Annotated in this window: 13 protein-coding genes, 3 pseudogenes and 1 riboswitch; of the genes and pseudogenes, 9 read left to right on the top strand and 7 right to left on the bottom strand. The window is 70.4% G+C overall.

The annotated features are described in order from the left end of the window. Positions 1–158 precede the first annotated feature (158 nt). Together GTW67_RS12800 and GTW67_RS12795 are read left to right on the top strand one after the other, a co-directional pair. Positions 159–1,043: a glycosyltransferase family 2 protein gene (locus GTW67_RS12800; protein WP_346010634.1), complete on the top strand. Its 885-nt coding sequence runs from the start codon at positions 159–161 to the stop codon at positions 1,041–1,043. Positions 1,044–1,054: 11 nt separating this feature from the next. After that, positions 1,055–1,852 (top strand): PIG-L deacetylase family protein, encoded by a 798-nt coding sequence (locus tag GTW67_RS12795; RefSeq protein ID WP_202437161.1) that lies wholly within the window; start codon positions 1,055–1,057, stop codon positions 1,850–1,852. A 53-nt stretch (positions 1,853–1,905) separates the two neighbouring features. Here the strand turns inward: GTW67_RS12795 and GTW67_RS12790 are convergent, their stop codons facing one another. Further along, a complete protein-coding gene (locus GTW67_RS12790; RefSeq protein ID WP_237518816.1) occupies positions 1,906–2,313 on the bottom strand; it encodes a hypothetical protein in 408 nt (135 codons plus the stop codon). Positions 2,314–2,496: 183 nt separating this feature from the next. On the opposite strand from GTW67_RS12790, the gene GTW67_RS12785 reads away from it, so the two are divergent. After that, positions 2,497–3,300 (top strand): S1 RNA-binding domain-containing protein, encoded by an 804-nt coding sequence (locus GTW67_RS12785; protein WP_161164930.1) that lies wholly within the window; start codon positions 2,497–2,499, stop codon positions 3,298–3,300. 60 nt (positions 3,301–3,360) lie between these two features. Here GTW67_RS12785 and GTW67_RS12780 read toward each other — a convergent pair whose 3' ends face one another. After that, complete coding sequence (locus GTW67_RS12780; protein ID WP_161164929.1) at positions 3,361–3,765, bottom strand: (2Fe-2S) ferredoxin domain-containing protein; 405 nt, start codon at positions 3,763–3,765, stop codon at positions 3,361–3,363. Positions 3,766–3,807: 42 nt separating this feature from the next. Continuing rightward, positions 3,808–3,996: riboswitch (cobalamin riboswitch) on the bottom strand. A gap of 97 nt (positions 3,997–4,093) precedes the next feature. Then, on the bottom strand, positions 4,094–4,582 hold the full coding sequence (locus tag GTW67_RS12775; RefSeq protein WP_161164928.1) for a GNAT family N-acetyltransferase: 489 nt from the start codon (positions 4,580–4,582) through the stop codon (positions 4,094–4,096). 216 nt (positions 4,583–4,798) lie between these two features. Here GTW67_RS12775 and GTW67_RS12770 point away from each other — a divergent pair, with 216 nt between their 5' ends. After that, entirely contained in the window at positions 4,799–5,263 is a 465-nt protein-coding gene (locus tag GTW67_RS12770; protein ID WP_161164927.1) for a GNAT family N-acetyltransferase, read from the top strand. 1 nt (position 5,264) lies between these two features. On the opposite strand, the gene GTW67_RS12765 is transcribed toward GTW67_RS12770, so the two are convergent. The 3 genes and pseudogenes from GTW67_RS12765 to GTW67_RS38495 all read right to left on the bottom strand — a co-directional run. After that, complete coding sequence (locus GTW67_RS12765; RefSeq protein ID WP_161164926.1) at positions 5,265–5,744, bottom strand: hypothetical protein; 480 nt, start codon at positions 5,742–5,744, stop codon at positions 5,265–5,267. Positions 5,745–5,880: 136 nt separating this feature from the next. Further along, a pseudogene (locus tag GTW67_RS38500) lies at positions 5,881–6,174 on the bottom strand (alpha/beta hydrolase); the annotation flags it as partial. A gap of 51 nt (positions 6,175–6,225) precedes the next feature. Next, a pseudogene (locus GTW67_RS38495) lies at positions 6,226–6,345 on the bottom strand (TetR family transcriptional regulator); the annotation flags it as partial. A gap of 484 nt (positions 6,346–6,829) precedes the next feature. On the opposite strand from GTW67_RS38495, the gene GTW67_RS12755 reads away from it, so the two are divergent. Beyond that, entirely contained in the window at positions 6,830–7,570 is a 741-nt protein-coding gene (locus tag GTW67_RS12755) for a dienelactone hydrolase family protein (protein ID WP_161164925.1), read from the top strand. 119 nt (positions 7,571–7,689) lie between these two features. Here GTW67_RS12755 and GTW67_RS12750 read toward each other — a convergent pair whose 3' ends face one another. Beyond that, the gene (locus GTW67_RS12750; RefSeq protein ID WP_161164932.1) at positions 7,690–8,253 is read right to left on the bottom strand and encodes a TetR/AcrR family transcriptional regulator; all 564 of its coding nucleotides are present in this window, start codon (positions 8,251–8,253) and stop codon (positions 7,690–7,692) included. Positions 8,254–8,506: 253 nt separating this feature from the next. Here GTW67_RS12750 and GTW67_RS12745 point away from each other — a divergent pair, with 253 nt between their 5' ends. The 4 genes and pseudogenes from GTW67_RS12745 to GTW67_RS12730 all read left to right on the top strand — a co-directional run. Beyond that, a complete protein-coding gene (locus tag GTW67_RS12745) occupies positions 8,507–9,970 on the top strand; it encodes an APC family permease (protein ID WP_161164924.1) in 1,464 nt (487 codons plus the stop codon). A gap of 80 nt (positions 9,971–10,050) precedes the next feature. After that, a complete protein-coding gene (locus tag GTW67_RS12740; RefSeq protein ID WP_161164923.1) occupies positions 10,051–11,703 on the top strand; it encodes an amidohydrolase in 1,653 nt (550 codons plus the stop codon). A 160-nt stretch (positions 11,704–11,863) separates the two neighbouring features. Continuing rightward, positions 11,864–12,301: a hypothetical protein gene (locus GTW67_RS12735; protein WP_237518815.1), complete on the top strand. Its 438-nt coding sequence runs from the start codon at positions 11,864–11,866 to the stop codon at positions 12,299–12,301. 82 nt (positions 12,302–12,383) lie between these two features. After that, positions 12,384–12,622: pseudogene (locus GTW67_RS12730) on the top strand (hypothetical protein); the annotation flags it as partial.

Genomic DNA, 12,622 nt, shown 5'->3' with positions numbered 1-12,622 from the left:
TGCCGGCGAACTCGTCGCGCGCTGCCAACTCTTGCAGGCCTCCGGCAGCGGCGTCCGTCCCGGGCTCGCCCCGCTCATCGCCCGCCGGGCCGAGCACCCCACCTGCCCCCGTGCCCGCTCCCTGACCGACCCGGCCCACCGCCGGTGTGGAGGAACACGTGACCGACCTGCGTATCGACGTCGTCGTGCTGACGATGAACGACAGGCCGGACGAGGAAGCCGCCGCTCAGGAGACCCTCCTGGCACAGACCGGAGTCGATGTGCGGGTGTGCGTGGTCGGCAACGGCTGTGAACCCGAAGTCGTGCCGCCCGGCGCGCTCACCGTCCGCCTGCCGCAGAACGTCGGCATCCCCGGTGGACGCAACGCCGGCGCCGACGCGCTCGGCCGGGAACCCGACCCGGCCGAGTGGCTCTTCTTCCTCGACAACGACGCCACCTTCCCCCGCACAGACATCCTCGCCCGCCTCATCACCGCAGCCCAGCAGCACCCCTGCGCCGCATATGTACAGCCGCGGCTGACCGGCCCGGACGATGTGACCACGCCGCGCCGCTGGGTCCCCCGGCTCCGCACGAGCCGTCCCGAGCGACCCGGCACCATCACCACGATGACCGAGGGAGTCGTCCTCGTTCGCCGAGAAGCGTTCGACGCCGTCGGCGGGTGGACTGCCGAGTTCTTCCTGTACCACGAAGGACTCCAGCTGGCCTGGCAGTTCTGGGCCGCCGGGTGGACCGGCTATTACGCCGCCGGGATCCGCATGCACCACCCGCTCACCTCTCCCACCCGGCATGCCCTGTTCCACCGGCTCGCCGCACGCAACCGCATCTGGGTCGCCTACCGGAACCTCCCCGCTCCACTCGTTCCCGTGTACCTCGCCGTGTGGGCCTCCATCACCCTGGCGCGGGCCGCGCGTGCCGGTGGGCTGGGCCAGACGCTGGACGGCATGCGCGAGGGCTGGACGACCCGGCGAACTCCGAAGCGGCGCCCGATGAGCTGGCGCACGGTGTGGCGGCTGACCATCGCGGGCCGCCCACCCGTCATCTGACCTGCACGAGCATGACCGAGACTCGGAAGGTTCGTTCTGTGAGTTCTTCTCCACCGTCGCTGATGGGCGTCTTCGCGCACCCGGACGACGAGTCCCTCCTCGCCGGGGGCGTCCTCGCCCGGCATCACGCCGCCGGGGCCCGCACCGCCGTCGTCACCGCCACCTGGGCCCCCGACAGCCGACGAGCGCCCGAACTTGCCGACGCCCTCGCCGTCCTGGGCGCCGGTACACCACGCCTGCTCGGCTACAACGACGCCCGCAACCTCGAGGCCGCCCCCTCGCAGCCACGCCTCGTCGACGCTCCCCTCGACGAAGGGGTCGGCCGCCTCGTCGCCCATATCCGTGAGTTCTGTCCCGACATTCTCGTCGGGCACGATGCCCTCGGCCAGCTCACCGGCCACCCCGACCACGTACGCACCCACCAGATCACCCTGCTCGCCGTCGGGGCCGCCGGCCTCGCCCACCTGCATCCCGAAGCAGGACCTCCATGGCAGCCGGCCGCGCTGTATGCCGCCACGCACCCCGAGTCCGGCGTCGGCCTGCTCGGCCCGCTACTCGAAGACGTGGGGAAGCGGGTGCTCGCGGTCCCGGACGCGTACGTGACCACCAGCGTCGATGTCGCCCCCTGGCTCGACGTGAAGTGGCGCGCAATCCTCGCGCACCGCGGTGAGGTCGCACGTGCGCGGTCCTTGCCCGGTGTCCTCGCCCGCCGACCCGAAGCCGAACGCATCCAGATCATCCGGACAGAGCACTTCACCCGCCTCGCCCCCGAGCCCACAGCGGGCGACGCAGCCCAGCTGACCACCTGACACCCCAGCCCGTGCCGACCGCTCCCTCACCTCCCACAGGCAGGTCGATCAGGTCAACAGCGTGTGCCGTCTGTCCACGTCGAGATGTCTGCGGCACCCCGCCGGACAGCTTCTTCCGGGTCCCGCGCGAGCTTCCGGCAGGCCGCTGCGACGTCCGGTGCACCGTCCGGCCCCACGAGCGCGTCATGTACGCCGGTCTGCAGCCAGTCAGCCTGGTTGTCGTCAGCTTCGGCAGCCGCGAGAGCGATGACCCTTATGGCGGGCATCGTTCCTACCCGGGCCAGGGCCTCCGCGGTCTGTCGGGTCACCGCCGTGTTCTCGACGTCCAGCAGCAACCCCACCAGCACTTCTGCGGCCTCGGGAACATCAGCGAAAGAAGCAAGGTCACGCCCGGCACGAACACGTTGCATCCATGAAGGAGACGACGCCTCGGCCAAGGCTGCCTTCAACCCACTCGTCATCTCTGGCACGACCAGACAGTCTCACGTCCCACACAGAGGGTCGAACCCCGGGCGGAAGTTGACGGCACACCGGAACCCGAGGATCACGCAGATTCCGAGACCAGGTTGGTTTGATCCATGAAGCGCACGAGGAGGCATGAGATGGCCTGTGAGGCTCGGGAGATGCCGACTAGGCTCACGCCCATGCCCGAGCCAGCACCTGATCCCCGCCTGCAATCCTTGACCAACCAGCTCCAGCCGGGGGCCGTCAGGACGGTGAAGGTCACCGGGTTCGACGGGGCGGATGTCCTGGTGCAGCTCGTGGCTGTCGTAGGGGAGGAAGCCGAGGTCGGCCGGATTCCTGGGCATGAGGCGTCGATGCGCCGGGTGGGGCATCCCTCCGAGCTGTTCGAGGTCGGCGAGGAGATCGAAGCCGAAGAAATCGGCCGCTGGCGCGAAGGTGAACTCCACCTCTCCGCCAGGGCGTGCGAGATGCCGGCCCTGCGGTCCTTCCTCCTCTCACTGGAGCGAGGGCAGCTCGTGACCGGGACGGTCGCCGCGGTTCACAACTTCGGCGTCTTCGTTCACGTCGATGGCGAACCGAACGGACTCTGTACCGGTTTGATCCGGTTGCCGAACCTGACGTGGGGCTGGATCAACCACCCCTCCGAGGCAGTCGAAGCCGACCAGCGGATCACCGCTGAAGTGGTCATCGCAGAGACGCGCTCCGGACAGGTCACGCTCTCGTTGAAGGCCCTGCAGGAGGACCCACTCATCAGGTTTGCGGAGCAGGTCGGCCACGTTGTCACCGGACCGATCGTCAAGGTCGTTCCATCTGGCGTGTTCGTGCAGCTTGCTCGCGACGTCGTGGGGTTTCTTCACCTCTCGGAGCTGACTGACGAATCGGTCGAGACCCCGGAGCAGCTTGTCGATGAAGGCAAGCTGATCATGGTAAAGGTCACCGAGGTCGACCTTCAGCGCCACCGGGTGCGGCTGGGCGCCGCCTAGGCTCGCCACGTCTTGCAGAGCGGCGGCAACGGGCGCTGTTGAAGCACGGGCCCCGTACGGTCACGAGGCCGTGCGCCGTCGCGGTGGCGTGATGACGTACAGGTCGAGGATGTCCGGCAGGGGTGCGACGCCCGGTCCGCCGGCGCGTGCCCAGGCGGCGATGTCCTCGGTCGCGTCCGGGTCGTTGACCAACCCCAGCCAGACGGGGCGGGCGCCTGCGGACCGGCCCTCCGCGGAGGGCTGTACGACGACGACGTTGGCCTGGTCGCAGACGTCGAGGCAGTCGGAGACACGTACCGGTGCGGCGGCGCGCAGACGCTCGACCTGGGCCGCGTGGTCGACACCGGTCACTTTGGAGGTGCCACAGCAGCAGTCGCGGCACACGACGACGCGGCACGGCACGGGGGTGGCCACCGCCCCGGTCCTGGTGTGGTCAGTAGTCCGTCCGGTCGGCGTTGCGGGCATGCGGTGCCGTCCCTCTCTCCGGGGAGATCCGCCCCGGTGGTCCGTCGAGGAAGCGACCGCGTGAGTCTCCTGGCTCTCGGGTCGATGCTCGTCCCGGCCTTCCCACCCGCTGCCGGGCAGTGGCCTGTCGGGACGCGCTCGCCGATCACAGTGGCGGGACCGCGCCGGATTCACACCGGCTTCCTCGTTCCGCCGTCGCCTTGTCGCCGGCCATCATCCCATCCCAGGACGCGGTGCCGCCCGCCGGTCCGTTCCCTGGGCGTGCGCTGTTCCTGCGCCGCGAAGTCGTGTGTGGCTAGCCGGGTGCCCTACGCGTCGGCACACCACGTCATTCCGAAGAAATTCGAAACTCGAATTCGGGACGGTCCCACGGCACGGCGGGCGGGTTCGCGAGTACGGTCCCGATCCGTACCGCACCGACGCGGTGGTAGAAGCCCTCGGCCGGAAGATGCGACACGACCTTGACGCAGTCGAGTCCGGCGGCACGGGCCTCGGACTGCATGTGCGCGACGAGCAGCCGTCCGATACCCCGTCCTTGCGCTTCGTCGGCGACGAACAGCAGGTCGAGCTCCGGTGGAGCGAGGACGAGCGAGTAGAACCCGAGGACCCGGCCTCCGGGCTCGTCCGCGTCGACGGCCACAAAGACGCGGTGGGCCTCGATGTAGTCAGGTCCGACCCGGTAGCCCTTGACCGCGGCTGCGTACTTACCCTCGTAGGCGCCTGAGCCACGCACGAGCCGCGTGAGCCGTTTGGCATCCCGCGCGACGGCCCTCCGAATCGTGATCGGCCGGCTGATCCGGGAAGTGCGTGAACTCATCGGGAGAGTATTTCGCACCGGAGAGCGCCGTCGCGCGGCGGGCGGCTGCTCGGGCAGAATCCTGCACCGCTCCCGGGAAGCGCACGCCCAGGCCCTGGTCAGCCACTGCCTCCCCTGATTCTGCCCGCAGCGAGGGCACCTGGCCGGCACCAGCCGCAGCCGACCCGGGCCGCAGCGACCACAACTCGCATGCGGCCACCTCGTACGTCTGCGAGCATGCGCGTTGTGGAGATCGACAACTTCGTCGTCCGCCGTGCGGTCGACTCCGATGCCGACGCGGTGGCCGAGGTGTGGCTGCGTTCCTTCACCGCGGCACTTCCCACCGTGCGCCGGGCGCATACCGACGACCAGGTCCGCTCCTGGATCCGGGAGGTGGTCGTGCCTGGTCAGGAGACATGGGTGGTCGCGGTCGACGGCTCGGTGGTCGGGATGATGGTCCTTGACGGCGAAGACCTGGACCAGCTCTATCTCGACCCGGTCTGGCAGGGCCGGGGCATCGGCGACCGCCTCGTGGACTTGGCGAAGCAGCGTCGTCCGTCCGGGTTGGCCTTGTGGACGTTCCAGGTCAACGAGTCGGCACGTCGCTTCTACGACCGGCACGGCTTCGTCGCTGCCGAGCGCACCGACGGCCACCGCAACGAGGAACGTGAGCCGGACATCCGGTACGTGTGGCGCCCTTGACTCACTCGTCATTTGCCGCCACTGGCGTCGAAGTTGGGCCCCCCACCGCGACTCGCTGCACGAGGTCGTCGAGCTGGCCTGCGATGATCATCCTTCGGCGTTCCAGTAGGTCCCTGTAGACGGGCAAGGGGACTGGTTCGCCATTGGACGCTGCCTCTGTCAGCGCGAAGCGAGCTTCGACCTCCAACGCAAGGTAGGCCCTTCGACGCGCGTGTGCCGCTTGCTGGTGCACCTCTGGTTTCATGAACGCGATCGCGGCGCCAAGTCCTGCACTGACAAGCGCCAGCACGGCCGCTGGGATGCGGGCATCGGGTGAAGACAGCCCCGCTGCCCCCGAGATCCCCGCCAGCACGGCAGCCGGCAGTCCGAGCGCGGCATGGGCCAACCGCCAGAACTGTCGACGGGAACGGCTCTTCCGTGCTTGTTCAGCGCACTCGGCCTGAAGGTCGGCCACCTGACTCCGTACGACATCGTCTGCCATGAAGCGAGCCTGCCACCCACATCCCTGGTCTGGAGGGCGTACGGCTGACTTGCCGACTGGGCCTCTCGGGCTGGGTCCCGCGGCTGCGCCTGGTGGGCCAGAAGACCGTGCCCTGGCGACAGGCGCCCCGCTCCAGTCACTTCGGGAGGTCGGCGGACAGGAAGGGCGTAAGGAGCGCCAACAGCACGTCGGGGCGGTCGAGGGGGATGATGTGGCCGCAGTCCTGGAGATGGTGTCCGACCAAGCCATCAGCGATGGGGCGGAGTTGGTGTTCGAGGCCGGTGCCGACGGGGTGGGAGCCGACGGCCATGGTGGGCATGGTCAGCCGGGCCGTGACGACGGCGTCCTGGATCTGTTGCGCGCTGGTGGGGAGGGCCCGGTAATAGGAGAACGCGCAGCGCAGAGCCTCTTCTCCCGTATACGCGCGGACGACGTCGATCCATGCGGGGAACTCACGGGTCACGACGAGTTCGAGCAGATCCTCGATGGAGCCGAAGTAGCGGTAGATGCTGTTGCGCGCGATGCCCGCCCGCGCGGCCACCGCGCCGGCGGTGAGACTCTCCACGCCGCCCTCGTTCAGGATCGCCTCAGCCGCGTCGATCTGCTGAGCGAGCCGCTGGGCCCGGTGCTCACGGACACTGCCGACTTCGATTTTCTCGCACTGCTGGCCGCCCTTCCTCCGTTCATGACCGTGGCCTTCGAAATATGGGCCCGCCGCACCGGCAGGCTCCCCGGCACGGCCGCGGCCCCGCGTCCCCGTCCCTCCGGATGACCGACTGCCGTGACAACTCCTCCCGGCACCGCGCCTCGCGGTAGGCCCTTACCGGGGCGGTCGTTCGGGTCCGGGGCCCGCTGGGCCAGCTCGTCCCGCAGAGGGGCGCCGAGGGAGGGCCCCTCCCCCCCGTAAAAACCGTTTGACGGACGAGGGTCGGCCCCTGCTACATTTCCGGTGGCCGTGCGACAGAGCGAGGAGGTGGTACCCGTGAACACAGTATTGACATGGGTGCTCCCCTCCGGGGTCACGGTCGGGCGATAGGCAGGTCGTCCGGGAGCGCCGTTCCAGTGCACTCCCGAAAGGCACGACCATGCATTTCACTTCCGAGCAATGCCTCGACGACGGCGTCCTCGAACGCGAGTTCACCCTCGGTGAGATCCCCGGCATCCTGTGGACGCCCGAAGCCGCATCCGCCACCGCGCCAGTGCCACTGATCCTGCTCGGCCACCCCACGCTGGGCCTGCGCAGGATGTACCCCCGACTCGTGGCCCGGGCCCGGCACTCCGCGGCGGAAGGCTTCGCCACGGCCACCATCGAGCTCCCCGGAAGCGGTGACCGGCCCAGTTGGCCGGCCCTCGACCAGGCTCGCGCCGACCTGCGCCGGGCGATGCAGGCCGGCGAGCCGGTCAGCGACGAGATCGTCGACGCCCTCATCCTCCCGCTGGTCGACAAGGCGGTCCCGGAATGGCAGGCCGCGCTGGACGCCTTCCTGTCGCTGCCCGAGATCGGCGGTCCCGTCGGGTACTCGGGGGGAGTGATCTCCATCGGCATCCGGCTGGCGGTGGTCGAGCCGCGTATCAAGGCCGCCGGCCTGTTCGCGGGGAGTCTGGTGCCCCGCGTCATGTTCGACGAGGCCCGGCAGGTCACCATTCCGCTGCACGTCCTGTTGCAGTGGGACGACGAAGGCAACGACCGGCAGGCGGCCCTGGACCTGTTCGACGCCTTCGGCTCCAAGGAGAAGTCCCTGCACGCCAACATGGGCGGGCACACCGGCGTCCCGCAGCACGCGGGGGACGCCGCGGCCCACTTCTTCACACGTCACCTGAAGTGAGGCCGAGCCGTCGGACCGGCGGCAGACGGTAGCCGATGCCGGCACCATGGGCCCCTGCCGAACCCCCGGCAGGGGCCCTTCCCGTCCTTCCCGTCCTTCCCGCTGAGCGCAGCCCGGTGTCAGTCGACAGGGCGTACCGCGTTCCGGGCGGCGCGGCGCGCGGTGTGCAGGGCGGCATCCCGGGTGGTCCCGCGCAGCCCCAGGACGACCCTGGTGCTGAGTCCGTCGAGGAGGGCGAGGAGTTCGTCGGCGGCTGCCGGGACCTCTTCCTCCGGCAGGCCGAAGCGTCCCTGGCGCACCCCCCGGGCCAGCAGCCGCTCCAGGTCCTCCTGCCAGGACAGGTCGATCTCCTCCTGCGCCTTCGTCAGTTCACCGTTGCCGGCGGCGCGCGCCCACAGCTCGACCCACAGCATCCAGCGGGAGTCCCGGGGCCCCTCGGGCAGGTAGAGCTCCAGGAAGGCGTCCAGGCGGCGCGGGATCGTGGTGCGCCGTGACAACAGGGTCCGCCGCTCTTCGGTCAGCCGGTCCTCGCTCCAGCGCAGCGCTTCGAGGAGCAGCCGGTCCTTGCTGCCGAAGTAGTACAGGATGTGACCGCCGGAGGTGCCCAGGCGTTCCGCGAGTGCGGACATCGTGAGATCGGCCAGGCCGTGCTGTGCGATGGCGCGCATCGCCTCTTCGAGCATGCGCTCACGGGCCATCACCCCGCCCCGTCTCCGTCGTGCCTCTGACGCCGTCACGGTGACCAGTGTAGCGAGGTACGCCGACGAACTTGAACACCGATCAAATTCAGGAAGGTCCCGGCCGGGCTCTTGACAGGGCGCCACCGTCTTCCACATCTTGTATGTCGTTCAAACTTTCTTGTACCGCGTTCAAAGATGTTTCCGCCCTGCTCCCTCCGCCCGCGGCCAGCCGCCCGATCTCCGGGGACGCACCTCCATGACGCACACTCCCGCCGGCCCACCGCACGGCGTCTCACCGCCGAAGCCCGAACCCGCCACATCCACCGCACCCGACGCACCCACCGCACCCGCCGCGTCCGACGGCACCACTGCACCCGCCGCCCTCGCGCGGGTCCTCGGCCCCGTTGGGGCCGTCCTGCTCACGCTGTCCTGCATCACGCCCGCCTCGTCGCTGTTCATCCTCGTCCCGGAGCTGTTCGCCGGGCAGGGCACAGGCGCTCCGCTGACCATCGTGGTGGGGATCGTCATCTCCATCGCGGTAGGCGCGTGCTACGCCGAACTGGGCACTCTCACACCGAGCTCCGGCGGCGAGTACGCCATGGTCGACGCGCTGCTGGGCCGGTTCCTCGGCTGGATCACCTTCGCCATGACCATCGCGATGCTCGTGGTCATCCCCCCGGTGATCGCCCTGGGCACGGCCGACTACCTCGCCGACCTCGTCCAGGTGGACCCGCGGATCGCCGGATGTGCCGTCATGCTCGTGGCGATCGCGACGGCCGTGCTCGACGTCAAGTCCAACGCCCTGGTGACCGGCGCCTTCCTGGTCCTGGAGGTGGCGGCCGCCGTCGTGGTGGCCGTGCTCGGCCTGGCACACACCGAGCGTTCCCCCTCGGTGCTCGTGCACCCGGAGGTGTCCGAGGCCACGGCCGGGCAACCGACGTTCACCGCGGGCCTCCTCGTCTCCGGGCTCGCCGCCGCGATGTTCGTGGTCAACGGCTTCGGCACCGCCTCCTATCTCGCCGAGGAGATCCACCGGCCCCGCCGCAACGTGGCGCGTACCGTCTTCTGGTCGTTGTTCATCGGCGCCGCCGTCATCGTCGTCCCCACGGTCGCGGCGGTGCTGGGGACCGCGTCGACGGACACACTGTCCACGGCCACCTTCTCCGACCTGGTGCGCGGCTGGGCGGGCGACACCACGGCGACGGTCATCGACCTGTGTGTGGCACTGGCCATCCTCAATGCGGTCCTGGTGATGGTGCTCCAAAACGCCCGGGTCGTGTACGCCTCGGGGCGGGACCGGGCCTGGCCGGAACCGGTCAACCGGGCGCTGACCCGCCTCCATCCCCGCTTCGGCTCGCCCTGGGTCGCCACGCTGGTCATCAGCCTGCCCGGGGCGGCGCTGGCCTGCTTCGCCGATCTGTCGACGCTGTACGAGGCCACCGGCGCGATCCTCGCCGTCGTCTACGTGCTGCTCGCCCTGGCCGCGCTGGCCGCCCGCAGGGCACCGCTGCGCGACCGTCCGGCCTGGCGGATGCCCCTGTGGCCCCTGGCCCCCGTCGTGGTGCTCGCCTCGGTCGGCTACGTCCTGTACCAGCAGGCCGGACGTGACCTGGCCATCGCCGGCGGAGTCATCGCCGCGGCGGTCCTCTACTACGTCCTGTACCTGCGCCGGCATCCGCACGACCGATGGCACGTGGCCGCTCCTTCAGGCGACGACTGACACCGACCCCCGACGCTCACCCGGCCCCGCCCTCGCCCGGGGCGACCCGCGCCACCCCGCACCGACTGGAGTAACAGATCATGACCCTCCCCTCACCCGCCCACCTGGTCCTGCGCAACGCCCGCATCCACACCGTGGACCCGGCGCTGCCCTCGGCCGAGGCACTCGCCGTGCGGGACGGCCGGATCGCCTGGCTGGGCTCCGACGAGGAGGCCGACCGGTGGACCGGTGCCGGAACCGAGGTGATCGACGCAGGCGGGCGGCGGGTCCTGCCGGGCTTCATCGACGCGCACAACCACGTCCGGCTGGGCTCGGACGACGAGTGCGTGCAACTCGCCGGAGCCCGCTCGCTCGCGGAGGTCGCCGCCCGCATCGCGGCCTGGCGGGAGCAGCACCCCGGCGCGGGGTGGATAGAGGCGGAGGGCTTCGACTACTCGGTCCTCCCCGACGGCCGGATGCCCCGCGCGCAGGACCTCGACCGGCTCACCGGCGACACGCCCGCCTTCGTGCTCAGCTACGACGTCCACACGATGTGGCTCAACAGCGCCGCGCTGGCCGCGCTCGGTGTCACCCGCGACAGCGGCACGCTGCCGTTCGGCGTGCCCGAGAAGGACCCCGGCAGCGGTGAACCCACGGGTTTCGTCCGGGACTTCGCCGTGCGCGGACTGTCCCGCGAAGGCCATCGGGCGCTGCGCGCGCTCGGCGTGCCCTGGGCCTCCCCCGAGCGGCAGTACGGGCGGCTGCTGCGCAGCCTGGAGGACGCGGTCCGCTACGGCATCACGACCGTCGTCGAGCCGCAGAACTCCCTGGACGACCTGGACCTGTTCATGCGGGCCCGCAAGGAAGGACACCTGCGCTCGCGGCTGGTGGCGGCGCTGTTCCACCCGCGCGGCACCACCGAGGCCGACCTGGACGAATTCGCCGAGGCCGCGCGCCGGTTCGACGACGAGTGGATGCGGGTGGGCCCGCTCAAGCTGTACATCGACGACGTGGTCGAGCCGCGCACAGCCGCACTGCTGGAGCCGTACACGGGCTGCCGGCACCGCGGTGACACCTTCTACCCGCCCGAGGAGTTCGCCGGTCTGCTGTCGCGGCTGGACGCACGCGGCTTCCAGTGCTTCGTGCACGCCACCGGCGACCGGGGCATCCGCACCGTGCTGGACGCGGTCGCCCGTGCGCGCGCCGCGAACGGCCCCCGTGACGCCCGCCACCAGGTGGTGCACGTGGAGTGCTGCGACCCGGCGGACGTGCCGCGCTTCGCCGAACTCGGCGTCGTGGCCTGCATGCAGCCGCGCCACTGCGCTCCCGAGATCGCCGGTCCCGGCCAGGACTGGGCGCGCAACGTCGGTCCGGCACGGTGGCACAAGGCGTGGCCCATGCGCAGCCTGCACCGGGCGGGGGCGACGTTGGCCTTCTCCAGCGACTGGAACGTGGCCGAGATGGATCCCATGGTGGGTCTGTACACGGCGGTGACCCGCCGTCCGCTGGACGGAGGGGAGGCGTGGATCCCGGAGGAGACCGTGGACATCGAAACAGCCGTGCACGCCTACACCATGGGATCGGCCTACGCGAACTTCCTCGAGGACGAACGGGGCTCACTGACGCCCGGCAAGTTCGCCGATCTGGTCGTCCTCTCCCGTGACGTGCTCACGGTCGACCCCGCTGCCATTCCCGGCACGGTGTGCGACCTCGTCATGGTCGGCGGTGAGGTCGTCCACCGGACCCCGGCATGACCGGCATCGGGTCAGGCCTGGGTGGCGCAGCAGTGACGTGAGCGGCCGGTCGTTCAGTGCTGCTGCCCGTCCGGCAGAATGGTCAGCCGTCCAACACTGGGAGAGGACGGACACCATCGTTCGACAGCGACTGAGACGCTCGGCCCTGGCGTGCGGCGTCATGGCGGCGCTGATGACCGCGGCGGCCTGCGCCCCCGCGGATCTCGGCCCACTTCCCCCGCGGTTCTCCGGCCCGGCGCTGCCCGCGGACACGGCGGTGTCGGAGATCATCTCGGTACTGGCGGCGGAGGGCGTCGAGGTGGAGAGGGAACCATCGAACTCCCTGGGCAGGTGCTACGAACGGCTCTTGGGACGGCACGCGCCCGAGACGGTGAACGCCGCGCTGAAGGCGGCCTTCGCGCGGGCCCGTTCCGAGTACGGCTGGCAGCCGGGCCCCGACACGGGGGCCCAGGCGCTGTCCCTCACGAAGGGCAACTGGACGGTCCTCGCCGCCCTCCCGGTCCAGCCGCCCCAGGGCGCTCAGACACCCGTCCTCGTATCGCTGACATGCGTGGACGGCGGCGACGCATCCCCTTCTCCGGGAGCTCCGGGAACTTAGTGGCGGCGGGAGTCGGTCTCGGCGCGGTGAGTGCCGGGGCGCTGGCCGAGGCGTACGTGCGGGCGTCGGGCAGAGTGTCTCTGTGCATCACATCCTGTGCGGGCTCGCCGCCAACCCAGCCCTGCCGTCCGAGCTGGTCGACCGGCTCGTTTCCGTCGCGGACGAGGACATCGCCGCGAGCCTCGCTGGTCGTGCGGATCTCAGCCGTGCACAGGCGGTCGCGTTGGCCGGACGCGTCGAGGCGAGCGCGGTGCGGCTCGCCTACGAGGGCCGGCTGACCTCCGCCGACATCGACCCCTCCGTCCGGCCGGACGCCGCCCT

The organism is Streptomyces sp. SID5910 (assembly GCF_009862125.1).
Classification (GTDB): Bacteria; Actinomycetota; Actinomycetes; order Streptomycetales; family Streptomycetaceae; genus Streptomyces.
Note: the sequence above shows the minus strand (reverse complement) of the source record. Positions and strands in the feature narration are given on the sequence as shown.

Bases quoted from the DNA above. Each gene is read 5' to 3' on its own strand.
- GTW67_RS12795 (WP_202437161.1), top strand. From the start codon at position 1,055: ATGACCGAGACTCGGAAGGTTCGTTCTGTGAGTTCTTCTCCACCGTCG.
- GTW67_RS12790 (WP_237518816.1), bottom strand. From the start codon at position 2,313: ATGACGAGTGGGTTGAAGGCAGCCTTGGCCGAGGCGTCGTCTCCTTCA.
- GTW67_RS12785 (WP_161164930.1), top strand. From the start codon at position 2,497: ATGCCCGAGCCAGCACCTGATCCCCGCCTGCAATCCTTGACCAACCAG.
- GTW67_RS12780 (WP_161164929.1), bottom strand. From the start codon at position 3,765: ATGCCCGCAACGCCGACCGGACGGACTACTGACCACACCAGGACCGGG.
- GTW67_RS12775 (WP_161164928.1), bottom strand. From the start codon at position 4,582: ATGAGTTCACGCACTTCCCGGATCAGCCGGCCGATCACGATTCGGAGG.
- GTW67_RS12770 (WP_161164927.1), top strand. From the start codon at position 4,799: ATGCGCGTTGTGGAGATCGACAACTTCGTCGTCCGCCGTGCGGTCGAC.
- GTW67_RS12765 (WP_161164926.1), bottom strand. From the start codon at position 5,744: ATGGCAGACGATGTCGTACGGAGTCAGGTGGCCGACCTTCAGGCCGAG.
- GTW67_RS12755 (WP_161164925.1), top strand. From the start codon at position 6,830: ATGCATTTCACTTCCGAGCAATGCCTCGACGACGGCGTCCTCGAACGC.
- GTW67_RS12750 (WP_161164932.1), bottom strand. From the start codon at position 8,253: ATGCTCGAAGAGGCGATGCGCGCCATCGCACAGCACGGCCTGGCCGAT.
- GTW67_RS12745 (WP_161164924.1), top strand. From the start codon at position 8,507: ATGACGCACACTCCCGCCGGCCCACCGCACGGCGTCTCACCGCCGAAG.
- GTW67_RS12740 (WP_161164923.1), top strand. From the start codon at position 10,051: ATGACCCTCCCCTCACCCGCCCACCTGGTCCTGCGCAACGCCCGCATC.
- GTW67_RS12735 (WP_237518815.1), top strand. From the start codon at position 11,864: ATGGCGGCGCTGATGACCGCGGCGGCCTGCGCCCCCGCGGATCTCGGC.